This is a genomic window from Citrobacter sp. Cu096 (assembly GCF_030332285.1).
Lineage (GTDB): Bacteria > Pseudomonadota > Gammaproteobacteria > Enterobacterales > Enterobacteriaceae > Citrobacter > Citrobacter meridianamericanus.
Genome location: NZ_JAOWID010000019.1, coordinates 184,373 through 209,526 on the forward strand (window position 1 = coordinate 184,373; position 25,154 = coordinate 209,526).

Below are 25,154 nucleotides of genomic sequence, written 5' to 3' on the forward strand. Positions count from 1 at the left end.
CGGAAAAACAAAATATAAAAAAACCGGAGCACAAGGCTCCGGTTATTGGGTCATAACCCACGTTTATTGCTGTGGGTTTTCATCCTGGTCAACGGCGAAACAAGCTACCAATTGACCGCCATAGTCTTTTAACTGTGGCTGAAGCTGAGTACACGGACCAAAGCGACGACGGCAACGGGCGTTGAACGCGCAACCTGGTGGCGGATTCAGCGGGCTTGGCAGCTCACCGGTCAGCTTGATACGCTCGCGGCGATCGTCGGGGTTCAGACGCGGCGTTGCGGAGAGCAGCGCCTGAGTGTACGGATGCCGTGGATTATTGAAGATCTGATCCTTGGTTCCTTTTTCCACGCAGCGGCCTAAATACATCACCATCACTTCATCGGCAATGTGCTCTACCACCGACAGGTCGTGCGAGATAAAGACGTATGACAGCCCCAGTTCCTGTTGCAAGTCCATCATCAGGTTCAGCACCTGCGCACGTACGGAAACGTCCAGCGCCGAGACCGGTTCGTCGGCAATCACCACATCCGGGTCAAGCATCAAACCGCGGGCAATGGCGATACGCTGACGCTGGCCGCCGGAAAACATATGCGGATAGCGGTCGTAGTGCTCGGTTTTCAGCCCCACTTTCGCCATCATCGCCAGCGCTTTTTCACGACGCTCCTCTTTGCTGAGCGTGGAGTTGATCAGCAACGGCTCTTCCAGAATCTGCCCGACTTTCTTACGAGGGTTCAGGGAACCGTATGGGTTCTGGAATACTATCTGGATTTTCTGCCGACGCAGCTTCTGCGCCTGCGGGTCGTGCTTAAGCAAATCCTGTCCCTGGTAATACAGCTCACCGCCGGTCGGGATTTCAATCATCGTCAGCAGACGGCCAAGCGTGGATTTTCCACAGCCCGACTCACCTACCACCGCCAGCGTTTTACCGCGCTCCAGGGTAAAGGAAACACCATCCAGCGCTTTCACCAGGCGTTCCGGGGCGAACATGCCCTTCTTCACCGGGTAGTGTTTTTTCAGGTCAATTGCCTGCAACAGCGGCTGTTGCGCGGCGGCCTTTTGCGTACTCATAGCCCAGGCCTCCCGGCATCATCAAGTGGGTAGTGGCATTTCGACTGACGACCGCCTTCCAGCAGGTTCAGTTCAGGTTCTTCAGCGCGGCATTTGTCGGTCGCATAGGGACAGCGCGGGTTCAGTAAACAGCCGTTCGGACGGTCATATTTACCTGGTACCACGCCCGGCAACGAGGCCAGACGCGCTTTGTCCTGAGCAAACTCCGGCAACGCTCGCAGCAACGCCTGGGTATACGGATGGCGCGGCGCACGGAAAATATCCTGCGCGGCCCCGGTTTCCACGACCTGCCCGGCGTACATCACGATGATTTTGTGCGCCGCTTCGGCCACCAGCGCCAGATCGTGGGTAATCAAGACCAACGCCATGTTCTCTTTTTGCTGCAGTTCCAGCAGCAGCTCGATGATCTGCGCCTGAATAGTCACATCCAGCGCCGTTGTCGGTTCATCGGCAATCAGCAGCTTCGGACGACAGGCAATCGCCATGGCGATCATCACGCGCTGGCTCATCCCACCGGACAACTGGTGCGGATAGACATCCAGGCGCGAGGCCGGATCGGGGATCCCCACCAGCGTCAACAGGTCGATCGCCCGCTGAATACGCGTTTTTTTATTGCCGCCCTGGTGCACCTTGATGGCTTCCATAATCTGGTAGCCAACGGTGTAGCAGGGATTAAGGCTGGTCATCGGGTCCTGGAAGATCATTGCCACTTCCGCCCCCACCAGCTGGCGGCGCTCATTCTCAGAGATGCGCTTCAGGTCGCGACCATTAAACTCCAGATTTTCAGCCATAACGCGGCCGGGGTAGTCAATCAGTCCCATAATTGCCAACGAGCTGACGGACTTACCAGAACCAGATTCCCCAACAATGCCAACCACTTCACCCTGGTTCACACTGTAGCTAATGCGGTCCACGGCACGGAATTCTGAACCCACATCACCGAAGTGCACCGATAATTTATCTACATTTAATAACGCCATCTCGAACCTCTTACTGCTTCAGTTTGGGATCGAGCGCGTCACGCAGACCGTCACCCATCAGGTTAAATGCCAGTACCGTCAGCAGGATCGCCAGCCCCGGGAAGGTCACGACCCACCAGGCACTTTGAGCGAACTGCAGCACGTCAGAGAGCATGGTGCCCCACTCCGGCGTCGGCGGCTGTGCGCCCATCCCCAGGAAGCCGAGGGCAGCCATATCGAGAATGGCGTTCGAGAAGCCAAGCGACGCCTGAACAATCAGCGGCGCAAGACAGTTAGGAAGAATGTTGACGAACATCTGGCGCATCGCACCGGCGCCCGCCACGCGGGATGCGGTGACATAGTCGCGGTTAACCTCCACCAGTACGGCGGCGCGCGTCAGACGCACATAGTGCGGCAATGCCACGAACGTCAGCGCCAGCGCGGCGTTGCCAATCGAGGGACCAAATACCGCCACCAGCACCAGCGCCAGTAACAGGCTCGGCAGCGCCAGCATAATATCAACCACACGCATGATGACGTTATCGACAATCCCGCCAAAATAACCGGCGATAAGCCCGAGAACCACGCCCATCAGCAGGGAGAGCACCACCACCAGACAGCCAACCAGCAGCGACAGACGCGCACCGTACATCAGGCGGGACAGCACATCGCGGCCCACATCATCAGTACCAAACAGATGCGCCATGGAACCGCCTTCCTGCCATGCAGGCGGAGCCAGCAGCGTATCGCGGAACTGGTCGGCCGGGTTGTACGGCGCGAGAACGTTGGCAAAGACCGCAATCAGGATCATCACCACCACATACACCAGCCCAACAACCGCGCCTTTGTTGCGTTTAAAATAGTGCCAGAACTCCTGCAGCGGGGTCATGGGCACCGGTGCAGCAATAACTTTATTTTCAGTAACCTGTGACATGATGGCCCCTTACTTCTTATGCCGAATACGCGGGTTCACCACGCCGTACAGCAGGTCTACCAGTAGGTTGACGAGGATAATCATCGTCGCGACCAGTAATACCCCGCCCTGCACTACCGGATAATCGCGGCGTTGCAGCGCATCGATCAGCCAGCGCCCCAGACCCGGCCACGAGAAAATGGTCTCAGTCAGGATCGCCCCGGCCAGCAATGTACCGACCTGCAGGCCGATAACGGTCACAACGGGCAGCATGGCGTTGCGCAGAGCATGAATGATGATGACGCGCATCCGGGTCAGGCCCTTGGCGCGCGCGGTACGAATGTAATCCTCACCCAGCACTTCCAGCATCGATGAACGGGTCATACGCACAATGACCGCCAAAGGTATAGTGCCCAGTACCATTGCCGGCAGGACCATATGCGCCAGCGCATCGATGAAGTTGCCCTGTTCACCCCAGATAGCGGTGTCGATCAGCATAAAACCGGTCAGGGGGTTGGAATCATCAAGGAACACCATGTCGCTCACCCGACCGGAAACTGGCGTCAGGTTCCACTGTACGGAAACCAGCATGATCAGCATCATGCCCCACCAAAAGATCGGCATGGAGTAACCGGTCAGCGCAAGGCCAACGGCAGTATGATCGAAAATGGAGCCGCGCTTGACGGCAGCGAGAACACCCACCGGAATACCTACTGCGACGGCGAAAATCATCGCGCAGACGCCGAGTTCCAGCGTCGCTTTGAAGCGAGGTACGAACTCTTCCCACACCGGTAAGCGGCTTTTCAGCGAAATACCTAAATCACCATGCATAACCCCCCAGATATAGTGGAGGTACTGTTGCCACATCGGTTTGTCCAGACCGAGTTCAGCCAGCAGTTGAGCATGACGCTCAGGGGAGATTCCACGTTCACCCGCCATGATCATTACCGGATCGCCGGGGATCATATGGACAAAGGCAAAGGTGAGAAGAGTGATACCGATAAACGTGGGGATGACGAGTCCCAAACGTCGGAGAATGAACTGCAACATAACCCGGATTCTCTCTAATGACGCACGGCCTGGAACCGTGAGTCTGTATTGCTCACAAATCTTATCTCCCCCTCCAACGAGAGGGAGATAAAGCATTACTGTCAGGTGGCGCTACGGTGACCCGACTTAACGGTCCGTAGCGCTGCCTGGCTTGCTTTTAATTATTCGACAGAGACGTTTTCGAAGTGGTGTTTGCCTAATGGATCAACCACATAGCCTTTTACTTCTTTACGCACTGGTTCATACACGGTGGAGTGAGCAACAATCAGAGCCGGGGCCTGATCGTGCATAACAACCTGAGCTTGCTTGTACAGTTCAATACGTTTGTTGTGATCGTCGGTCGCTCGCGCCGGTTGGATCAGGTCTTCAAACGGCTTGTAGCACCAGCGAGAATAGTTAGAACCGTCTTTCGCTGCCGCACAGCTGAACAGGGTGGCGAAGAAGTTGTCCGGATCCCCGTTGTCACCGGTCCAGCCCATCATCACGGCCTGATGCTCACCCGCTTTGGCGCGTTTCAGGTACTCGCCCCACTCATAGGTCACAATCTTGGCCTGAACGCCAATTTTCGCCCAGTCAGCCTGAACCATTTCCGCCATACGGCGCGCGTTCGGGTTGTAAGGACGCTGTACCGGCATCGCCCACAGTTCAACGGTAAAGCCTTTGTCCTGACCGGCTTCCTTCAACAGCGCTTTGGCTTTCTCAGGATCGTAGGTGTAGTCCTTAACGTCGTCGTTATAGCCCCACATGGTCGGCGGGATCAGGTTCTTCGCGGCGACGCCAGCGCCCTGATAAACCGCTTTAATGATCGCTTCTTTGTTAACCGCGTAGGTCAGCGCCTGGCGGACTTTCACGTCATCAAACGGTTTCTTCTCTGTGTTGAAAGAGAGGTAGCCAACGTTCAGACCAGCCTGCTCCATCAGGTTGATATTTTTATCCTGCTTCATGCGCGCGATGTCAGCCGGGTTCGGGTACGGCATTACCTGGCACTCGTTCTTCTGCAGTTTTGCGTAACGCACGGAAGCGTCAGGCGTAATGGAGAAGACCAGACGGTCGATTTTAGGCTTAGTGCCCCAGTAACCTTCGAATGCTTTATACAGAATACGGGAGTCTTTCTGGTACTGCTGCAGCTGGAACGGACCGGTACCGATTGGGTTCAGATCCACTTTCTCCGGGGAACCGGCTTTCAGCATGTTGTCTGCATATTCTTTGGAAAGAATAGAAGCGAAGTCCATAGCCAGGTCAGCCAGGAATGGTGCTTCCGGGCGAGTCAGCACGAACTGAACCGTTTTATCATCCACTTTTTTCACTTCGGAGATCAGGTCTGGCAGCCCCATCCCTTCGAAGTATTCATAGCTGCCGCCAGACACTTTGTGGTACGGATTCTGGGCATTTTTCTGACGATCGAAAGAGAACACCACGTCATCAGCGTTTAAATCGCGCGTCGGTTTAAAATCTTTGTTGTCCTGCCACTTCACGCCCTGACGCAGGTGGAAGGTATAGGTTTTACCGTCTTCGCTGATTTCCCACTTCTCAGCAAGGCCCGGGACCACTTCAGTTGTACCGGTTTTGAACTCGACCAGGCGATTATAGATCGGCACGGAGCTGGCATCATAGGTGGTACCAGAGGTGAAAAGCTGTGGGTTAAAGCCTTCAGGAGATCCTTCTGAACAATAAACCAGAGTTTTAGCCTGTACGCTTGCTGCGACGGTCATAGCCACCAGGCTCAGACCAAGCTTCAGCATCCCTGACTTCTTCAAGGAAATACTCATTCTTCTGCTCCAAATGTGATGTTTGTTGTTTTACCCTTTGCAGTGGGTTTGCACCGCCTGGCCTTTTTTGTTTTTTACCCGGCCGGGTCAGCGTTAAGAGGATGGGGATTCCGTTCACATAAGCGACTGAGTTGCAGTGCGGATTCTCCATGAAATGCCCCTCATGCCCTACAATCTGTCAACAGAATGTGAAAACGTCAATACAGGTAGCCGCGATTTGCACCAACGGTGAGAATTGGCAGACAAAGATTAAAAAAAGTGCAAGCGGGTATTTTCAGCAGGGAAATTTGTGCTACGCGCACTATGCCAGAATAAACATCTTCATACTTCTCAACATTTAGTGATTAACATTTATGCAATTTATTCAAATTTCCCCAATGAATGCTGCATATCTGAGCGATTAATGCCATGAACGTTAAAACGCACAGCGGAAAATGCCAGCGTCAGCCATAAGTAGCGCAAAAAAAGTTTCATGCAAACATAAAAAAAGGCAATGGAATATGTCACAGAATCGTTAACAGTCAGTGGGAAGTGGTGCACAATTTTTACAGATAAAAGGAAGGTCAATTTAGGTCGGTGAGAGCGGTACTTCTTCCCCCGGAGGTTCTCATCCTCTCGGGCTATAAAGCAAAAAACCCTGCTCGTTGAGCAGGGTTTCAAATTTAGTCGGTGATAGAGGATTACTCGCCACTGCGTGGCTCGCCCTGCGGGCCGTTGCTTACGCAACGTTCTCTCGCTACGCTCGAGTCGAACCTCTTAACCCCGGAGGTTCTCATCCTCTCAGGCTATAAAACAAAAAACCCTGCTCGTTGAGCAGGGTTTTAAATTTGGTCGGTGATAGAGGATTCGAACCTCCGACCCCTTCGTCCCGAACGAAGTGCGCTACCAGGCTGCGCCAATCACCGAATGCGGGGCGCATCTTACTGCTCAGCCGCGCGCCCGTCAATCCCTTAGTAACAAAATGCCATTCGATCGGCGAGAAAGTCAGCAGGCCTGTTACTGGGCCGCTGCTTTCTCCCCATCCGGGATACGGCACCAGTTGTTATTCTCGTTAATACCGCCATTTGGCGAGGTATAACCGAGGCAACCCAGAACGGTATCGTACAGTTCCACATGACGACGCGGCACCTTCATCTCAGCTTCTTGCTTCAGGTGCGCAAACGCCTTCGCATGGTCAGGGTCTTCCAGATATTTGTCTGACATCCACACCATCATAGGAACGCGGAACTGCTCTGGCGGCGCCATTTTACGCGGTGTACCGTGCAGGTGCTCCCGTTCATTAATCGACTCGCCGTGATCGGCGGCGTAGAACACGATCGCTTTCTTATCGCGCAGCTGATCAAACACCTGAGTAATAAAGTGATCAACGTAGGTTACCGAATTATCAAATGAGTTAATCATCTCCTCTTTCGAGCAGCCACTATCTACGTTGACACACTCCGGCTTCCACTGTGCATATTCACGGGTGTAACGCTGGGTGTAGTTAAAGTGCGAGCCTTTGGTGTGCAGAATAATCAGACGCTTTTCACCATCATCAGTCTTCTGTAAAGATTGCTGCATCTCATTAATCAGCAGCATATCGTCAACGTTTTTGCCACGGTTACGCGGCTCAGCGCCAATCTGCTCACGGTAGGCGATGTTCTCCGCCATGGTATTGCTGTAGAACCACATCTCACTTTGCATTGCGTAGAGGTCTGTCTTGAACCCTAACTGACCGAGCACGGAAAAGACGTTTTGTTCTTTCAGAGTACGCTGAGGGTTTTCTTCCGCCCCACCTTCGCGCACAAACATACAGCGCAGCGAAAGTTTGGTCGCAGTGTCACAAGAGTATCCACGGAATGCGGCCAGATTTTTCTCCTGGGCGAGCCTTGGCGTGGTATTTCGTTCATAACCAAAAATCCCCATATGATCCCAGCGAGTCGTTTCGCCGATAATAAAGACCACATAAGTGTCGTCGAGGTTTTTGGGCGCAACATACGTAAACTTCTTCGCCGGGTTCATCAACGATTTGTTGTCTGAAGATTCATCCACCTGTGCCCAAGCGTACAAACCCAGCGCAGAGAGCCAGTTAGACGGCAAATAGGAGTTCGCAACGACCCCACCGTAGCTGGGTAAATCAATGCCTGTTTCACGCTCAACGCTTTTCTGTTGCATGCTGAGCAGACGAATGGGCACCCACACCATCAGGCCAGCCAATAAAACCGCCGCCACGCTACGCCATCTCATGCCTGGCGTACGAATCTGCCTCATCAGGGTATAACGACAGCGGTTACTCCAAATCAGCACCAATGGGATAATACTGACTGAAACCAGCCACGCGATAAAATGCCAGCCGACAACTTCTTTTGATAAATCAATATCGGTAGTCATAACCGAGGCAATAATACCGTAGCCAATGACCACGTTCAGGAAGGTCATGTAATAGCTGGCACCGGCAGAACAGAGCACCACAAACGTTGCCAGTACACGCCAGACTCGTCGGCCAAATAAAGAGAGAATACGGAGTAAAAAGAAGGTCACCAGCACAGTGCCTGCTAATTCAACAACCGCAGAAAGTCCTTTCCAGACGGTAAACTCGTGCGCATATCCGCTAAAGCGGCGGAAAAACACAGCGCAATTCATAAAGAGACCGATATAGATCGCGAGCAAGAAACTCAGCTTCTGCTGCGTCATCGATTTGATATATCTCATGCAAACAAACCCTGGAACAAGGGATAAAAACACCCTGTGTAAAGGCCTGTCAGACCCTACAGGGGAAAAGTGCGACAAGTGCAGATAATAAGACAATTCTACAGCGCAGGTAAGTAGACCACAGGAGGGAAGAAAAGTGCTTATAGAGAATGCAAAGGGCGCATATATTTTTGTAAATATATGCGCCGGGTATTAATCAAACCACTAATAGATTCAGGCGTGTGCCTCGGTATAGACGCTACGCTGCGGCTGACGAATAGTGGTAGAAAGCGCCAGCGAGATGATTAACAGCGCAAAGATAACGCAGAAGGTGACATAGAAACCGCCAAACAGCGAAGCGATAATCGAGCCACAAATACTGCCGATACCAAAACCAAGGTAGATAACACCGTAGTTTTTCGCCAGGTTATTCAACCCGAAAAACTCGCTGACCAGTGATGGGAACACGGTGATAGTGCCACCAAAGTTGAAGGCAACACAGGCAATTGCGGTAAAGAAGGTTATGTCATTCAGCGGCGCGAACAACAGTGCGGCCATACCCACCAGCGAAACGACCTGACCAATAGTGATAACGCGAATACGGGAGATTTTATCGGACAGAATACCCAGAACCAGACGACCAGACAGGTTAGCGATAGAAATCACGGTCACCGCGTTTGCCGCCGTTGCCACATCCATATTTGCCAGACTTTGTGCGATATCTTTTGCCACGCCAATTACGTACAGCCCGCTCATACACGCCGTCAGAAACATCACGGCCAGCATCCAGTACTGCGGTTTACGCATGGACTGCGCCAACGTGTAGTCGTTCTCCATTACGCCATTTTTGGCCTTCACTTCCTGATTCGGCGCATCTTTCATCAGCGTGGAGCCAAAGACGATCATCACCAGCACAATCGCGCCCCAAATCATGAAAGTTTTTTCCAGACCCACGGTGCTCAAAAGTTGGCTGTCGATAAATTTAAAACCGAGGCTGCCAAGGCCATAAGAACCGATGGCGAACGCAGAAATCAGTCCCTTACGCTCCGGGAACCATTTTACGCAGTTGGAAAGTGTTAACAGATAGCCCGCACCATCCGCCAGACCAACCAGCACGCCGGCGCTCAACCACAGCATAATCAGGCTGTCAGAATGGGCGGTTAAGAAGAAGCCAACGCCGAGTAAAATACCGGACGCCATGGTGACGCGCTTCACGCCAAAACGTTCCTGCAACTTCCCGGCGACGGAAGAGGAAATCGCCAGCCCAAGGCTCAGCAAACCAAAGGAAAATGCTACCTGGCTCACTGGCGCATCAAGCTTAGAAGAGAGCGCACCGTTAAACAGGCTCCAGGTATAAACAGAACCTAAGGCAAATTGAGTAATGATGGTGCCGATCAGTGTCAGCCAGCGGGTACGTTGATAATCAGAAGTTTTCATGGCAGTCTTCCTGCATAAACAAAATGGGAAATTCTCTGCCAACAACCATACCGAAGCGCTTTTATAGCCAGGGGAAAATGGCATGAAATGCCGCCAGGATGGAATGAACTGCCTGGAATGCGGAATGAATGACGAGACAAAAAGTCCGGTTACTGAATTTTATCGCATGAGTTAGTACACACTATCGCTGAGATGCGTATAATTGTTGATATCAACATGTAATCAAGATGTTTATTTGATGATTTTTTCGCGTTAAAATTTGGCGCTTACTCCCATGGTGTACATATAGTCGCTGTTGTTGGCACTATTTTCCGCCTGCGAGAGCGCCGCGTAAGCCGCCATGTGCGGGTTCAACAGCATATCCGCACCCACAGTAACATCCACCCAGTTACCGTCCTGACCCACCGCCGTCATGCGGCTGAGGCCCGACTGCGCTTTCCAGATATTTTCGCCAAACTGCTGGTTATAGCTGATTTGCGCCCACGGTCGCACATCGCCGAACTGCGAATTGACGCGCCAGCCTAACGTGCTGACGCTGGCATGCCACAGCGGATCGGTCTGCGTTACCGACGTCGCACTATCGCCAAATTCATTATAAGTAGAGGTGGTCGAACCGTCATAATGCAGTGCCGCAACCGGACCGGTCGTAACTTGCCTTGAGAGCGGGAAGTTCCAGCCCATACTCATGCCGCTGGTTGCATCCATTGGCGTATCATCGACCAGATTCACCACGGGACCCGCCACGTTTTGAGTGGAGCGAATACGTTCTTCCAAAATATCGTTATAACGCGGTTGGTGATCGCTGTCCCATGTATAACGTTCAGCCGTATGCCCTGACATTGCATCAACGATATATTCTTGTTGCCAGCCATATGCTGTATTGATGGACAGCGCACAAACTACAACGCTCGCCAGAGTTAACCTCTGACGACCACTACTGTTTCTTATAAGCATCAACGCGACTCCAGAAAAGAGCCGAATTCGGCGATATTATTGTCATTGTGTGAAGTATTTGGGCCTGAAGGCCTTATATTAAATATTGTCTTTTTAGCTGGCGCGTCAAGGCGGGCCGAATGAAATTTTTACGCCAGTAAAAACAGCGAGGAAGAATATGCAGCGTTGCGGATGGGTCAGTCAGGATCCACTTTACATTGCCTACCACGACAAGGAATGGGGCGTCCCGGAAACCGATGGCAAAAAGCTGTTCGAAATGATCTGCCTCGAAGGCCAGCAGGCAGGGCTATCGTGGATTACCGTACTGAAGAAACGGGAAAACTATCGCCACGCCTTTCACCATTTTGACCCGGAAAAAGTGGCGGCCATGACTGAAGAGGACGTGGAAAGGCTGGTACTGGATGCCGGCATAATTCGCCATCGCGGAAAAATTCAGGCCATTATTGGCAACGCGCGCGCTTACCAAACGATGACGCAAGACGGAGAGTCATTTAGCGAGTTCGTCTGGTCATTTGTTGATCACCAACCGCAAGTGACCCGCGCCGCCAACCTGAGCGATATTCCCACCTCAACGCCTGCGTCAGATGCGCTATCTAAGGCGTTAAAAAAACGCGGGTTTAAGTTTGTCGGCACCACCATCTGTTACTCCTTTATGCAGGCGTGCGGACTGGTCAACGACCATGTCACCAGCTGCATCTGTTACCCGGGAGAACAACATGATTCGTGAATCAAAGGCTGATGATCTACCGTCAATTCTGGCGCTGTGGATGGAAAGCACGATCCATGCTCATCCGTTTATCGAAGAACGTTACTGGCGCGAAAGTGAATCCATCGTGCGGGATGTTTACCTGCCCGCCGCACAAACCTGGGTGTGGGAAGAAGAAGGTGCGCTCAAAGGTTTTGTCAGCGTCATTGACGACCGCTTCCTCGGCGCCCTGTTTGTCGCACCTACCGCCATCAGAAGCGGGATCGGCAAAGCGCTGGTACACCATGTGCAGCAGCGCTTTTCGTTACTCAGCCTCGAGGTGTACCAGAAGAATCAATCAGCGGTGAACTTCTACCATGCGCTCGGTTTTCGCATTGAAGACGGCGCATGGCAGGAGGAGACTCACCATCCTACGTGGATTATGGGCTGGCAGGCGGATCAAACGCAGTAAGCGCCAGGTTCGGTCCGCTGTATTTTTCGAGCCACACCAGCGCAGTGTTGCCCGCGCAGCCATTCCCCAGCTTCGAGCTGGGGAGATCTTTGGTCAGCACGTTGACGGCGCCATTTTTACAAATACCGTCAGCTGTCGGCTCCAAATCAGGCCAGGCACCTTCATGAATACAGATGACGCCAGGTTTGATGCCTTCCGTCACCACGGCCCCCGCCAGAACGTGTCCACGTTGATTCCACACCCTGACCGTGTCGCCATCAGCAATGCCGCGCGCGTTGGCATCCTGCGGATGAATCGTTACCGGCTCACGATCCGCTACTGCATACTGCTCACGCAACGCGCTGTAGTTAAGCTGGCTGTGCAAACGGTGCGCCGGATGCGCGGAAAGCAGCTGTAACTGATCCGGCTCGGCGTTACCGAACCATTCATCCGGCTCCAGCCACATCGGGTGGCCCGCACAATCCGCATAGCCGTAACCGGCAATCTTCGCGGAGTAGATTTCAATTTTGCCGCTGTCCGTTTTCAGCGGATGCGCCTGCGGGTCGCGGCGAAAATCCGCGAAACGGATAAACTGCGCGCTGGTGGCGTTTTCCGGCATTTCAATCAGCGCATTTTGCTGCCAAAACAAGGAGAATGGCGGCAACGTCACCTGCTGGCTGGCCCCACGCTGCCCGGCAATATTGTAAAACGTCTCCAGCCATTCCAGCTCGCTTTTGCCTTCGGTGAATCGCTCATAACCGCCCTCTTCCCAGCGTTCACTCAGTTCGGCAAAAACATCATAATCATTTCGCGCTTCATACTGCGGCGGGACGACCTGCTTCATCGGCACCAGGTGCTGGTTGCTGTAATCGCCAGTCATGGTCAAATCATTGCGCTCAAAAGAAGTGGTCGCTGGCAGCACGATATCGGCATGCTTCGCTGCGGCGGTCCAGAAACATTCCGAGATAACCACCAGCTCCGGTTTTTGCCAGGCGCGAATCAGACGGTTGGTATCCTGATGATGCGTGAAGTTGGCACCGCCCGCCCACCACAGCATCCGGATATCCGGGAAATGGCGATCCATACCGTTATGCTGGTAAAAACCACCCGGGTTTTCCAGCGCTTCGACTATCCGCGCCACCGGGATTTTATCCACTGCATCGGTGCCGCCTTTAACGCTGCCCTGCATTGAAGCCAGCACCGCAGCACGGCGCGTCGGGTTCCCGCCATTGGCAAAATGGTACGATAGACCAAAACCACCGCCTGGCGTCCCAATCTGCCCAAGCATGGCGGCCAGGGTAACGATCATCCAGTGTTTCTGCTCGCCATACTGCTGACGCTGCATGCCCCATCCCGCCATCAGCATGGTAGTATTTTGATGAAATATCGCCGCGAGTTCACGTATTTTTGCTGCCGGAACACCACAAATTTTAGCCGCCCACTCCGCCGTTTTCGCAACATCGTCAGATTTACCCAGTAGATAATCCGAGAAAAGGTCATATCCCGTCGTACACCGGGCGAGAAAATCGACATCGTGCCAATCGTTTTCCACCAGCGTATGCGCGATGCCCAACATCAGCGCCACGTCGGTCCCCATATGCGGGGCAACCCATTCCATCTTATCGCCAAAGAATTCGACGCTTTCCGATCGCATCGGATCGATACAGATCAAACGTTTGCCGCTGTCGCGCAAAGCCTCAAAGTAAGTAAGACCCTGTTCGTCGGAGGCATTCCAGGCGATCTTCAGGGTATTCAGCGGATTAGCGCTCCATAACACCACCACCTCGCTGTTCTCCAATACCACAGGCCAGCTGGTTTGCTGCTGGTAAACTTCGTTACCGCCCACCACGTAAGGCATGATGGCCTGCGCAGCCCCCGTCGAATAATCCCCCAGATGCCCGGTATAACCGCCTGCCAGCGCCATATAACGCTGTAGCAGAGTTGCCGCTTTGTGTAACACGCCGTTAGAGCGCCAGCCATAGGAACCGGCAAAAATCGAGGCCGGGCCGTAGCTGTCACGGATACGTTTATGCTGCGTATGGATAAGATTCAGTGCCTCGTCCCAACTGATGCGAACAAATTCATCCTGCCCGCGCACGCCCTGCGGGTCCTCCGGCGAGGCGAGAAAGCCTTTACGCACCATTGGAAAACGTACCCGCGTTTTACTGTGCACCTGGTTATGCACCACGGTTTGCAAAGAGTTGGGATGGGAAGTGGGCAGCGCGCCACGCGAGGAGAAAACCGTCTCTCCATCGGTTTCGACGAGAACAGGTCCCCAGTGGGCGGCGGTTAACACCGAGTAATGTGCGGGTGAATTAGCCAAGATGGCGCTCCTGAATGCGATGTAACGGCTTATTTATTATGCCGTTCAATGTTACTTACAAATTTCAGAGTCTTCCCTGGAATTTTCTTCATGTTCACACGTCATAATCAACCGCCACGGTCGCTGTGGCAAAGAAGAAAAAGTCATTAAGGAATTAAGATGAAGAAACGTGTTTTTGTTATTGCTGCCATCGTGAGCGGCGCCCTGGCGGTTTCTGGCTGCACAACAAACCCTTACACCGGCGAACGTGAAGCGGGTAAATCCGGCATTGGCGCGGGTATTGGTTCTCTGGTCGGCGCGGGCATTGGCGCACTCTCTTCTTCGAAGAAAGATCGCGGCAAAGGCGCACTAATTGGCGCGGCGGCGGGTGCGGCCGTTGGCGGCGGTGTCGGTTATTACATGGACGTGCAGGAAGCCAAACTGCGCGACAAAATGCAGGGAACGGGCGTCAGCGTGACGCGTAGTGGCGATAACATCATTCTGAATATGCCGAATAACGTCACCTTCGACAGCAGCAGCGCCAACCTGAAACCTGCTGGTGCCAACACCCTGACCGGCGTGGCAATGGTACTGAAAGAGTACAATAAAACCGCCGTCAACGTGCTGGGCTTCACCGACAGCACTGGCAGCCAGGATCTGAATATGCGTCTGTCGCAGCAACGCGCGGACTCCGTGGCCAGCGCCCTGATCACTCAAGGAGTTGCAGCTAACCGTATCCGCACTCAGGGTATGGGTCCGTCAAATCCGATCGCCAGCAACAGCACGGCGGAAGGTAAAGCGCAGAACCGTCGCGTAGAGATTACCTTAAGCCCTCTCCAGTAACGTTTTGTGCCGGATACTGGCAGTGCCCAATCCGGCATGTAGCACTTGCCATCGTTGATTTTCGCGTTAAGGTGTTCACACCAAAGTCAGGGAAATCAGCGATGAGCAAATCAACAAGGGCAACCATCAGCGATGTGGCGAAAGCCGCAAAAACCGGCAAGACCAGCATTTCACGCTATCTCAACGGTGAAAAGCACCTGCTTTCCGACGCGCTATTGGCCCGCATTGAACAAGCTATTGCCGATCTCGATTATCGTCCCAGCCTGATGGCAAGAGGCCTTAAACACGGTCGTACCCGTCTGATTGGCCTGATCATCGCCGATATTACTAATCCCTACTCCGTCAACGTGCTAAGCGGTATTGAAGCCGCCTGTCGCGATAAAGGCTTTACTCCACTGGTGTGCAACACCAACAACGAAGTGGATCAGGAGTTGCATTATCTCGACCTGCTGCGCAGTTACCAGGTCGAAGGGATTGTGGTCAACGCCGTAGGGATGCGCGAAGAAGGGCTAAACCGCCTGCAGCAGTCTGCTCTGCCAATGGTGCTGATTGATCGCAAAATTCCGGATTTCGCCTGTGATATGGTCGGGCTGGATAACACCCAGGCGGCAACGGTTGCCACGGAACATCTGGTTGAGCAAGGTTTTGAAGCCATTTTGTTCCTCAGCGAACCGCTGGGCATGGTGAATACCCGCCGCGAGCGCCTGAGCGCTTTTCGCGCCACCCTCGCACAGTACCCCGGCGTTATCGCGCAAAATGCCGAAGTCCTACTAACGGACAATACACAACTGGATGACACACTGCGCCAGTTTCACCAGCAGCATCGGGGAATGCGCAAAGCCGTTATCTCAGCCAACGGCGCCCTCACGCTGCAGGTTGCCCGCGCCCTGAAGCGCATTGGCCTTAACTGGGGCAGCGATATCGGTCTACTCGGTTTTGACGAACTGGAATGGGCCGAACTGGCGGGCGTTGGTATTACCACGTTGAAACAACCCACATGGCAGATTGGCTACACCGCCGTTGAGCAGGTTGTACGCCGGATCGATGGCGGCTCTGCTGCCATTCAGGAACAGGTCTTCTCCGGCGAACTGATCGTTCGCGGCTCTACCGCCCGTTAAATTTCCTTCGTGATGGTGATCATAAATTCGACATCATTAACTTTTCTTTGGAACCGGTTCCATCTAGCGTTATAGCAAGAACGCTAGTCTGGAGTTTCCATGAAAAGAAAAATTATGGTGGTCACTGCCGCCTACGGCCACGACCAGGTACGGATCGCAGGCGGGCAAACGGCAATGTTGCCTATTATTGCCGAAGCCGGTGCTGACGGCGTCGAAATTCGCCGCGAGTTGCTGACCGATGCCGAGCTGCACACGCTGTCCACGATGGCCTCTGCTATCGAAATTTTCGGCCTGCTGGCCTGTTACTCAGCCCCTGAGTCACTGTTCCTTAAGGACGGTAGCCTCAATCCCCGACTTCCCGCGTTACTCGAAGAAGCGCAGACCCTTCAGGCGCTGTGGCTAAAAGTCTCCCTCGGTCATTTCTCCCATACCGAACAGTTCAACGTTTTACGTGAATGGCTGGACAACAGCGGAATGGAACTGGTTGTCGAAAACGATCAGACAACCTGCGGACGCCTGCAGCCGATGCAGCGCTTTAACCAGGCCTGCCAGACGCAGAATCTGCCGATATCTCTGACCTTCGATATGGGCAACTGGCTGTGGGTGGGCGACTCCCCGGAACTGGCGGCGCAGAAACTGGCGTCAACCGTTGGGTATATCCATGTCAAAGCCGCAGTGACGCATCGCGATAGCTACCGTGCCGTGCCGCCTGATGCAGCCGATCCGCGCTGGCTGGCGCTGTTGAAAACGCTGCCCGGCGATGTCCCACGCGGCATTGAGTTTCCCCTGGAAGGGCAGGATTTGACGGCGATTACCCGCCATTACGTCGAGCTGTTACGCAAGGAGTAACGCATGAAAAATTCATTGGATGTGGTAACGATTGGTGAAGCGATGGCGATGTTTGTCGCCACGCAAACCGGCGAACTGGCGGATGTGGAGCAGTTTATCAAGCGCGTTGCTGGCGCTGAACTCAATGTGGCGACCGGTCTTGCCCGGCTGGGCCTGAAGGTCGGTTGGGTAAGCCGCGTTGGCAACGACAGTTTTGGCCGTTTTATCGTTAAGTCGCTGGAAAAAGAAGGGATTGATGCGCAGGGAGTCACCCGGGATGGCCGTTACGCTACCGGCTTTCAGCTTAAATCTAAGGTCGAAAATGGAACCGATCCCATTGTGGAATACTTCCGCAAAGGTTCTGCTGCCAGCCACCTCAGCATTGAGGATTATCACGAAGCTTACTTCGCCAGCGCACGCCACCTGCACCTGAGCGGCGTAGCGGCTGCGCTTTCTGCCAGCTCTTATGAACTGTTAGCCCATACCGCCCGCACACTGAAAGCGCAAGGGAAGAGCATCTCGTTCGACCCGAATTTACGCCCAGTGCTGTGGAAAAGCGAAGCTGAAATGGTGGAAAAACTGAACCGTTTGGCGTTCCAGGCTGACTGGGTTTTACCTGGGTTAAAAGAGGGCATGATTTTAACCGGTCAGCAGACGCCTGAAGCCATCTCCGACTTTTATCTGCGCCATGGGGTGAAGGCCGTGATTATCAAAACCGGGGCTGATGGTGCCTGGTACAAAACCGCCAGCGGCGAACAAGGCTGCGTCGCACCGGTAAAAGTCGACAACGTAGTCGATACGGTCGGCGCAGGCGATGGCTTTGCCGTTGGCGTTATCAGTGCCCTGCTGGAAGGGCGTTCGCTGCATCAGGCGGTGACTCGTGGCAATAAAATTGGCGCACTGGCCATTCAGGTTCAGGGCGACAGCGAAGGATTACCCACACGTGAACAATTAGGGGAATAAATTCCCGACCAACTCTGTCTCTGTACCCTACATTCAGAGGCGGCGTATCAGCATAACCAGAGGGCAGTCTATGAATAGCTCAACCAATGCAGCAAAACGCTGGTGGTACATCATGCCAATCGTGTTTATCACGTACAGCCTGGCGTACCTTGACCGCGCGAACTTCAGCTTCGCCTCCGCCGCCGGTATCAATGAAGATCTCGGCATTACTAAAGGGATCTCTTCCCTACTGGGCGCGCTGTTTTTCCTCGGCTATTTCTTCTTTCAGATCCCAGGCGCAATTTACGCCGAACGCCGCAGCGTGCGAAAACTGATTTTTATCTGTCTAATTCTCTGGGGCGCATGCGCATCGTTAACCGGCATGGTCAGCAATATTCCAATGCTTGCCGCCATCCGCTTTATTCTTGGTGTCGTTGAAGCCGCGGTCATGCCCGCAATGCTGATTTATATCAGTAACTGGTTTACGAAGTCCGAGCGTTCGCGTGCTAATACCTTTCTGATCCTCGGTAACCCAGTCACCGTCCTGTGGATGTCTGTGGTTTCCGGATATTTGATTCAGGCGCTGGGCTGGCGGGAAATGTTCATCATCGAGGGATTCCCGGCCATCATCTGGGCATTCTGCTGGTGGGTACTGGTAAAAGACAAACCGTCTCAGGTCGGCTGGCTGTCAGAGTCTGAAAAAGCCGCCCTTCAGGCACAGCTGGAAAAAGAGCAGCAAGGCATCAAAGCTGTGCGTAACTATAGCGAAGCCTTCCGCTCACGTAACGTGATCCTGCTGTGCATGCAGTATTTCGCCTGGAGTATTGGGGTCTACGGTTTTGTTCTGTGGCTGCCGTCCATTATCCGCAACGGCGGCGCAAATCTGGGGATGGTTGAGGTTGGCTGGCTGTCATCCGTACCTTATCTGGCGGCGACGGCAGCAATGATCCTCGTCTCCTGGGCCTCCGATAAACTGCAAAATCGTAAGCTGTTTGTCTGGCCACTGTTACTGATAGCTGCTTTCGCTTTTATCGGCTCCTGGGCCGTGGGTGCAGACCACTTCTGGATTTCTTACACCCTACTGGTGATTGCGGGCGCGGCCATGTATGCCCCTTATGGTCCTTTCTTTGCCATCATTCCTGAAATGCTGCCGCGTAACGTTGCCGGGGGTGCAATGGCGCTGATTAACAGTATGGGCGCGCTAGGCTCATTCTTTGGTTCATGGTTTGTCGGCTACCTCAATGGCGCAACCGGCAGCCCGTCCGCGTCGTACATTTTTATGGGGGTAGCGCTTTTTGTCTCAGTGTGGCTAACTTTGATCGTTAAGCCTGCTAATAATCAACAGCTACCTATTGGCGCACGCCACGCTTAAATTTTAACTTACGGAGATTCGCATGAAACCGTCCATTATTCTCTATAAAGCGTTACCTGACGATTTACTGCATCGCCTGGAAGAGCATTTTACTGTGACACGTGTGCCTAACCTGCGCCCGGAAACCGTCGCACAGCACGCCGAAGCTTTTGCCAATGCGGAAGGTCTACTGGGCTCCAGTGAAGCCGTCAATACCGCTCTACTGGAGAAAATGCCGAAACTGCGTGCGACCTCCACGATTTCCGTCGGCTATGACAACTTCGACGTCGAAGCTCTTAACACCCGTAAGGTGCTGCTGATGCACACGCCAACCGTACTGACGGAAACCGTCGCTGATACGGTGATGGCGCTGGTGTTAAGCACCGCTCGCCGCGTGGTGGAAGTGGCTGAACGGGTGAAAATTGGTGAATGGACCAAAAGTATCGGGCCGGACTGGTTTGGTACGGATGTGCACCACAAAACGCTGGGGATTGTTGGCATGGGCCGTATTGGGCTAGCGCTGGCGCAACGGGCGCATTTCGGCTTTAGCATGCCGATTCTCTATAACGCCCGCCGCCATCATCAGGAAGCGGAAGAGCGCTTCAACGCGCGCTACTGCGATCTTGATACGCTGTTGCAGGAGTCCGATTTTGTCTGCCTGATCCTGCCGTTAACCGAAGAAACGCATCATCTGTTTAGTCGCGAACAATTTGCCAAAATGAAGTCTTCCGCCATTTTCATAAACGCCGGACGCGGGCCGGTGGTCGATGAAAAAGCGTTGATTGCTGCCCTGCAAAACGGGGAAATTCATGCTGCTGGCCTGGATGTGTTTGAGCAGGAGCCATTACCGGCAGACTCACCGCTGCTGTCGTTGCCAAACGTGGTTGCCGTGCCGCACATTGGCTCAGCCACGCACGAAACACGCTATAACATGGCGGCCTGTGCGGTGGATAACTTAATCGATGCGCTGCAAGGACGCGTTGAGAAGAACTGCGTGAACCCGCAAGTCACGCGATAAACAAAAGGCCGGGTAGCACTTACGCTCACCCGGCCTTCCATATCTTACAGCTCTTACAGCGGCTTAATTACTGAGCGGCATTCACCGCAGCAGTCCAGGCCTGGTTAAATGCCTGATGTTGAGAAGCCAACGGGCCAATCAGCGTGTTGTACTGACTTGCCTGCTGCGACGTTGGGAACTGGATACCGTTGGCGACAAAGCTCACCTGCGTATCCTGCTGCGCCACAAAATCACCAACCTGCACTAACTGCTGCGTGAAGATTTGCGCGGCAGGGATCAGCGGCTGTAACGCCTCTGCAGGTACAGTGACAACTTTATTGTAAACCTGGTCAAAGACCGGTTTCAGATCCTCGCCCTGCTTCAGTGCGCCATGCGCAGCATCCGCCTGCAGTTTCGCATTCTGCAACTGTTGCCCTAACACGCCCAGCGCACCATTTGCCTGACGCAGCGGTTCACGCTGAGTCACATAATCCTGAGGAACACGAATCGCATTCACGCTATCAACCACCGGGCGCAGACCGGAGTCCATCGCCTGATTAACCTGCTGCGAATAGCCATACAGAATCGCGTAATCGGACACAAACGGGCCAAACTGTTTTTTCTGATCTGCGGTCAGCGTTGGTAAACGCTCTCCACTACGCATTGCAGTATTCTGCAGAAAATCGATAAACGCTTTGCGCTGATCGCCTTCTTTATCAAAACACCCACTCAGGCCAACTACCATTAAGAGCGCCAAAACAGGCGCAAACCAGCGAGAGCAGGACTTACCTGTCGCCATTTTAATACTCCTTTCACCCAAAAATGCGCACAACGACACCCGCGTGCCTGACGTTGACAAGGATAGTCCAGGTCAGCCCCGCAAGATACCCTTTCCGCGTAATCTTGTGGGGGAAAATAACCGTTCTGGCCATCCTGCGTTTTGCGAAACAATGCGCCATTCACTGCGCGTCATCATATTTTAGTCATCTTTACAATCGGGGTCGATCGTTCGAGATCCCGACCTTTATCAGTTTGTTAGCCTGCGAAAGATTGTTACCCACTACCTGCTGAAACGAATCCACCTCTCAAACCCCAAATCCGACTTCATTTTTTGCGACTACTCTTAATGAGCTTCGAGAAAATTCACGATCCCGCTGTGTGATTTATAGGAGTTCTCAATGGAATACAAAGATCCTATGTTTGAACTGCTAAGCAGTCTGGAGCAGATTGTTTTTAAAGATGTATCGCAGACCGTCGCTCTGACGCAAAAAACCAACCCTTTCACTGAATTTGAACAGCTACGACGAGGGACAGGTTTAAAAACAGACGATTTTGCCCGGGCAATGGGCGTGACAGTCGCGATGGTTCACGAATGGGAGTCTAAACGCGTTAAGCCTTCCAGTACCGAATTGAAGCTGATGCGTCTGATTCAGGCAGACCCGAGATTAAGTAAGCAATTGATGGATTGAACTATTTTTTAATTTTACTTCATAACGGTCCTGAAAAAGGGCCGTTCCCTTAAGAAGGTTATCCACAAAAAAGAAAATAGTAGTTGCATCCACATGCGTAAAATGAGTTAATGCCCTCAACGGTTTGACGTACAGACCATTACAGCAGTTAGTAAGGCAAGTCCCTTCAAGAGTTATCGTTGATACCCTCGTAGTGAGCATTTCCTTTACTGTTAAAAAATCTGTAAAGCACGCCATATCGCCGAAAGGCACACTTATTTTTTAAAAGGTAATACACTATGTCCGGTAAAATGACTGGTATCGTAAAATGGTTCAACGCTGACAAAGGTTTCGGCTTCATCACTCCTGACGATGGCTCTAAAGACGTGTTCGTACACTTCTCTGCTATCCAGAACGATGGCTACAAATCTCTGGACGAAGGTCAGAAAGTTTCCTTCACCATCGAAAGCGGCGCTAAAGGCCCGGCAGCTGGCAACGTAACCAGCCTGTAAGCTTAAAAAGCTCAAAATTCTGAATCCCTGCCGAACGGCGGGGATTTTTTTATTTATAGTTCGTACAACGCCTCGCCCACACGTCTTTGCATTACTTTACCCGTCGCCCCTTTGACCTTTCCCTAAGGGCAAGCTTTATAGTGAGCCAGTCTGTATTCCACAACGTTCACAAGGAATTGAAGCTATGTCGAAATCCTCATTGCTGCTGGCTTTAGGTTTACTCACCACCGGTAGCGTGTTCGCGGCAACTCCGGAAGCCACTTTTTTGGCGGAACACGGGCTCAGCGGAAAATCCGTCGAGCAAATCGTCGAGGCCATTGACCAGTCTCCCCAGAGCCGCCCGCTGCCGTACTCGGCATCCATCACCAGCACTGAACTGAAGCTCTCTTCGGGCGATCAGATCTATACCCTGCCGCTCGGTGACAAGTTCTATCTGTCATTTGCCCCTTATGAATGGCAAACACATCCTTGCTTCAACCACAGCCTTTCCGGTTGCCAGGGCGAAATGCCGGAGCAGACATTCAATGTCAAAGTCACGGATAACAAGGGTGATGTGGTGCTACAAAAAGAGATGAAGAGTGGTCGAAATGGCTTCGTCGGGGTTTGGCTACCGCGCAATATGGCAGGCACAATCGCAGTAAGCTACAACGGCAAAAAAGCGGAGTATCCCATTAAAACCATGGAAGACAGCCAGACCTGTCTGACTAAATTACAATTGCGCTAACAAAAAAAAGCCGGATGGCGCAATTGCTTATCCGGCATTTTCTAAGTCAGCTCAGGACCGTTACTGCAGCAGCGAAATATCCGCCACGCGCAGGAACAGTTCGCGCAGTTTTTCGAGCATGGATAGACGGTTAATACGCAGATCTTTATCTTCTACATTAACCATCACTTTTTCGAAGAACGCATCAACCGGTTCACGCAGTGCTGATAACTCAACCAGCGCTTCCTGGTAATATCCAGCGGCGAAAACAGGCTCCAGCTTATCGCGCAGCACCACAACCTGCATCGCCAGCGCAATTTCTTCCGGCTCTTTCAGCGTTGCCGCATTCACACGGTCATTCAACGTTTCTTCAGACTTCGCCAGAATATTTGATACGCGCTTGTTCGCGGCAGCCAGCGCGGACGCAGCCTCCAGCGTACGGAAGTGCGAAACAGCCTTCATACGCGCATCGAAATCAGCCGGACGAGTCGGACGACGCGCCAGCACGGCCTGGATGGTATCGACGGTGTAACCTTCGTCCTGATACCAGGCGCGGAAGCGACCGAGCATAAAGTCGATAACGTCATCCACCACGTTGGCGTTAGTCAGCTTGTCGCCATACAGACGAACAGCCTCTTCCGTCAGCGTTTGCAGATCCAGATTCAGGTTCTTCTCAACGATGATACGCAGCACGCCCAGCGCGGCACGACGCAGCGCAAACGGATCTTTGTCGCCTTTCGGATGCTGACCAATCCCGAAGATACCCGCCAGGGTGTCCATCTTGTCAGCAATCGCCACGGCACAAGCCACCGGGTTAGACGGCAGGTCATCACCGGCAAAACGCGGCTGATACTGCTCGTTCAGCGCCACGGCAACATCTTCCGCTTCGCCATCGTGACGCGCGTAGTGCATTCCCATCACGCCCTGGGTGTCGGTGAACTCGAAGACCATGTTGGTCATCAGGTCGCACTTGGACAGCAGGCCAGCTCGCGTTGCGTGGTTAACGTCAGCGCCAATTTGACCAGCAATCCAGCCCGCCAGTGCCTGGATACGGTCAGTCTTGTCGCGCAGCGTACCCAGTTGCTGTTGGAACAGCACGGTTTGCAGACGCGGCAGATGGTCTTCCAGACGTTTTTTACGGTCGGTATTGAAGAAGAATTCGGCATCCGCCAGACGCGGACGAACCACTTTCTCGTTGCCAGAGATAATCTGGGTCGGATCTTTTGATTCGATGTTGGCCACAAAGATAAAGTTCGGCAGCAATTTGCCGTCGTTCGCGTAAACCGGGAAGTACTTCTGGTCACCTTTCATGGTGTGTACCAGCGCTTCAGACGGAACAGCGAGGAATTTATCTTCGAACTTCGCGGTCAGAACAACCGGCCATTCCACCAGTGAGGTGACCTCTTCCAGCAGGCTTTCACTCAGATCAGCGTTGCCGCCAATTTTACGAGCCGCCTCTTCAGCATCGGCTTTGATTTTCGCTTTACGCTCAGCGTAATCCGCAATCACTTTGCCGCGCTCACGCAGGATTTCCGGGTACTGATCGGCAGAATCGATGGTGAATTCCGGCTCGCCCATAAAACGATGGCCGCGGATCACGCGATCGGACTGGATACCCAGAATCGTTGCCGGGATGACTTTGTCGCCCAGCAGCAGGGTCACGGTGTGAACCGGACGCACGAAGTGAACGTCAGACGCGCCCCAGCGCATCAGTTTCGGGATCGGCAGTTTCGCCAGTGAGGTGGCGATCATGTTCGGCAACAGCGTTTCAGCGCTTTCGCCTTTCACATGCGCGCGATACAGCAGCCATTCGCCTTTGTCGGTGGTCAGACGCTCAGCCTGATCAACCGTGATACCGCAACCGCGCGCCCAACCTTCTGCCGCTTTGCTCGGTTTGCCTTCCGCGTCAAACGCCTGGGCAATGGCCGGGCCGCGTTTTTCAACTTCACGGTCCGGTTGAGATTCAGCAAGGGCAGCTACTTTCAGCGCCAGACGACGTGGAGCGGCGAACCACTCTACGTTGCCGTGTGCGAGGCCAGCGTTGTCCAGCTCCGCGGTAACGTTCGCAGCAAAGGACTCAGCCAGGCTGCGCAGTGCTTTTGGTGGCAGCTCTTCAGTGCCGATTTCCACCAGAAAAGTTTTCTCAGACATGGC

The 25,154-nt window shown here is 53.3% G+C and carries 23 protein-coding genes, 1 tRNA gene and 1 other RNA gene; 11 read left to right on the forward strand and 14 right to left on the reverse strand.

Features of this window, described 5'->3' with window-relative positions; genetic code table 11:
• Positions 1–63: 63 nt before the first annotated feature.
• From dppF to OGX99_RS04965, 11 genes are all read right to left on the reverse strand, one after another.
• Positions 64–1,068 carry a dipeptide ABC transporter ATP-binding subunit DppF gene (dppF, locus tag OGX99_RS04915; protein WP_003024319.1) on the reverse strand — a complete coding sequence of 335 codons (1,005 nt, stop codon included), beginning with the start codon at positions 1,066–1,068 and terminating at the stop codon, positions 64–66.
• Positions 1,065–2,048 (reverse strand): dipeptide ABC transporter ATP-binding protein, encoded by a 984-nt coding sequence (dppD, locus tag OGX99_RS04920; RefSeq protein ID WP_187253842.1) that lies wholly within the window; start codon positions 2,046–2,048, stop codon positions 1,065–1,067. The genes dppF and dppD overlap by 4 nt, the downstream gene beginning before the upstream one ends.
• 10 nt (positions 2,049–2,058) lie before the next feature.
• Positions 2,059–2,961, reverse strand: coding sequence for a dipeptide ABC transporter permease DppC (gene dppC, locus OGX99_RS04925; protein WP_003837734.1), 903 nt, complete (start codon positions 2,959–2,961; stop codon positions 2,059–2,061).
• 9 nt (positions 2,962–2,970) lie between these two features.
• Positions 2,971–3,990 (reverse strand): dipeptide ABC transporter permease DppB, encoded by a 1,020-nt coding sequence (gene dppB, locus OGX99_RS04930; protein WP_151216926.1) that lies wholly within the window; start codon positions 3,988–3,990, stop codon positions 2,971–2,973.
• A 161-nt stretch (positions 3,991–4,151) separates the two neighbouring features.
• Entirely contained in the window at positions 4,152–5,759 is a 1,608-nt protein-coding gene (gene dppA, locus OGX99_RS04935) for a dipeptide ABC transporter periplasmic-binding protein DppA (protein WP_151216927.1), read from the reverse strand.
• Positions 5,674–5,910 (reverse strand): hypothetical protein, encoded by a 237-nt coding sequence (locus tag OGX99_RS04940; protein ID WP_127674029.1) that lies wholly within the window; start codon positions 5,908–5,910, stop codon positions 5,674–5,676. Before OGX99_RS04940 ends, dppA begins: the two co-directional genes overlap by 86 nt.
• 512 nt (positions 5,911–6,422) lie before the next feature.
• A non-coding RNA gene (locus OGX99_RS04945) (RtT sRNA) lies at positions 6,423–6,556 on the reverse strand.
• A gap of 31 nt (positions 6,557–6,587) precedes the next feature.
• A tRNA-Pro gene (locus OGX99_RS04950) sits at positions 6,588–6,664 on the reverse strand.
• Positions 6,665–6,755: 91 nt separating this feature from the next.
• The gene (gene eptB / locus OGX99_RS04955) at positions 6,756–8,450 is read right to left on the reverse strand and encodes a kdo(2)-lipid A phosphoethanolamine 7''-transferase (protein ID WP_187253843.1); all 1,695 of its coding nucleotides are present in this window, start codon (positions 8,448–8,450) and stop codon (positions 6,756–6,758) included.
• 213 nt (positions 8,451–8,663) lie between these two features.
• Positions 8,664–9,866: an L-lactate MFS transporter gene (locus tag OGX99_RS04960; protein ID WP_151223980.1), complete on the reverse strand. Its 1,203-nt coding sequence runs from the start codon at positions 9,864–9,866 to the stop codon at positions 8,664–8,666.
• A 252-nt stretch (positions 9,867–10,118) separates the two neighbouring features.
• On the reverse strand, positions 10,119–10,820 hold the full coding sequence (locus OGX99_RS04965; protein WP_151223981.1) for an autotransporter outer membrane beta-barrel domain-containing protein: 702 nt from the start codon (positions 10,818–10,820) through the stop codon (positions 10,119–10,121).
• A 157-nt stretch (positions 10,821–10,977) separates the two neighbouring features.
• Here OGX99_RS04965 and tag point away from each other — a divergent pair, with 157 nt between their 5' ends.
• Entirely contained in the window at positions 10,978–11,547 is a 570-nt protein-coding gene (tag, locus tag OGX99_RS04970) for a DNA-3-methyladenine glycosylase I (RefSeq protein WP_151216931.1), read from the forward strand.
• Complete coding sequence (locus OGX99_RS04975) at positions 11,537–11,977, forward strand: N-acetyltransferase (protein ID WP_151216932.1); 441 nt, start codon at positions 11,537–11,539, stop codon at positions 11,975–11,977. The genes tag and OGX99_RS04975 overlap by 11 nt, the downstream gene beginning before the upstream one ends.
• Here OGX99_RS04975 and OGX99_RS04980 read toward each other — a convergent pair.
• Positions 11,946–14,279: a molybdopterin guanine dinucleotide-containing S/N-oxide reductase gene (locus tag OGX99_RS04980; protein WP_252838550.1), complete on the reverse strand. Its 2,334-nt coding sequence runs from the start codon at positions 14,277–14,279 to the stop codon at positions 11,946–11,948. The two genes, OGX99_RS04975 and OGX99_RS04980, sit on opposite strands and share 32 nt — an antisense overlap.
• 159 nt (positions 14,280–14,438) lie before the next feature.
• On the opposite strand from OGX99_RS04980, the gene OGX99_RS04985 reads away from it, so the two are divergent.
• From OGX99_RS04985 to ghrB, 6 genes are all read left to right on the forward strand, one after another.
• Complete coding sequence (locus OGX99_RS04985; protein ID WP_151216934.1) at positions 14,439–15,101, forward strand: OmpA family lipoprotein; 663 nt, start codon at positions 14,439–14,441, stop codon at positions 15,099–15,101.
• Between the two features lie 101 nt (positions 15,102–15,202).
• Positions 15,203–16,219, forward strand: coding sequence for a LacI family DNA-binding transcriptional regulator (locus tag OGX99_RS04990; RefSeq protein WP_210904164.1), 1,017 nt, complete (start codon positions 15,203–15,205; stop codon positions 16,217–16,219).
• 99 nt (positions 16,220–16,318) lie between these two features.
• Entirely contained in the window at positions 16,319–17,068 is a 750-nt protein-coding gene (locus tag OGX99_RS04995) for a sugar phosphate isomerase/epimerase family protein (RefSeq protein ID WP_286542832.1), read from the forward strand.
• Between the two features lie 3 nt (positions 17,069–17,071).
• The gene (locus OGX99_RS05000; protein WP_210904162.1) at positions 17,072–18,010 is read left to right on the forward strand and encodes a sugar kinase; all 939 of its coding nucleotides are present in this window, start codon (positions 17,072–17,074) and stop codon (positions 18,008–18,010) included.
• A 70-nt stretch (positions 18,011–18,080) separates the two neighbouring features.
• A complete protein-coding gene (locus OGX99_RS05005; protein ID WP_151216936.1) occupies positions 18,081–19,361 on the forward strand; it encodes an MFS transporter in 1,281 nt (426 codons plus the stop codon).
• Between the two features lie 22 nt (positions 19,362–19,383).
• Positions 19,384–20,358, forward strand: a complete 975-nt coding sequence (gene ghrB, locus OGX99_RS05010; protein WP_151223985.1) for a glyoxylate/hydroxypyruvate reductase GhrB — start codon at positions 19,384–19,386, stop codon at positions 20,356–20,358.
• Between the two features lie 67 nt (positions 20,359–20,425).
• On the opposite strand, the gene OGX99_RS05015 is transcribed toward ghrB, so the two are convergent.
• Positions 20,426–21,136: a DUF3053 domain-containing protein gene (locus OGX99_RS05015; protein ID WP_003837709.1), complete on the reverse strand. Its 711-nt coding sequence runs from the start codon at positions 21,134–21,136 to the stop codon at positions 20,426–20,428.
• A 379-nt stretch (positions 21,137–21,515) separates the two neighbouring features.
• On the opposite strand from OGX99_RS05015, the gene OGX99_RS05020 reads away from it, so the two are divergent.
• The 3 genes from OGX99_RS05020 (at position 21,516) to cueP (ending at position 23,021) form a co-directional block, all read left to right on the forward strand.
• A complete protein-coding gene (locus tag OGX99_RS05020; RefSeq protein ID WP_151216938.1) occupies positions 21,516–21,806 on the forward strand; it encodes an HTH-type transcriptional regulator in 291 nt (96 codons plus the stop codon).
• Between the two features lie 278 nt (positions 21,807–22,084).
• Entirely contained in the window at positions 22,085–22,297 is a 213-nt protein-coding gene (gene cspE / locus OGX99_RS05025) for a transcription antiterminator/RNA stability regulator CspE (protein WP_000014594.1), read from the forward strand.
• A 184-nt stretch (positions 22,298–22,481) separates the two neighbouring features.
• Positions 22,482–23,021 (forward strand): copper-binding periplasmic metallochaperone CueP, encoded by a 540-nt coding sequence (gene cueP / locus OGX99_RS05030; RefSeq protein ID WP_151216939.1) that lies wholly within the window; start codon positions 22,482–22,484, stop codon positions 23,019–23,021.
• 60 nt (positions 23,022–23,081) lie between these two features.
• On the opposite strand, the gene glyS is transcribed toward cueP, so the two are convergent.
• On the reverse strand, positions 23,082–25,151 hold the full coding sequence (gene glyS / locus OGX99_RS05035; protein ID WP_286542835.1) for a glycine--tRNA ligase subunit beta: 2,070 nt from the start codon (positions 25,149–25,151) through the stop codon (positions 23,082–23,084).
• Positions 25,152–25,154 lie beyond the last annotated feature (3 nt).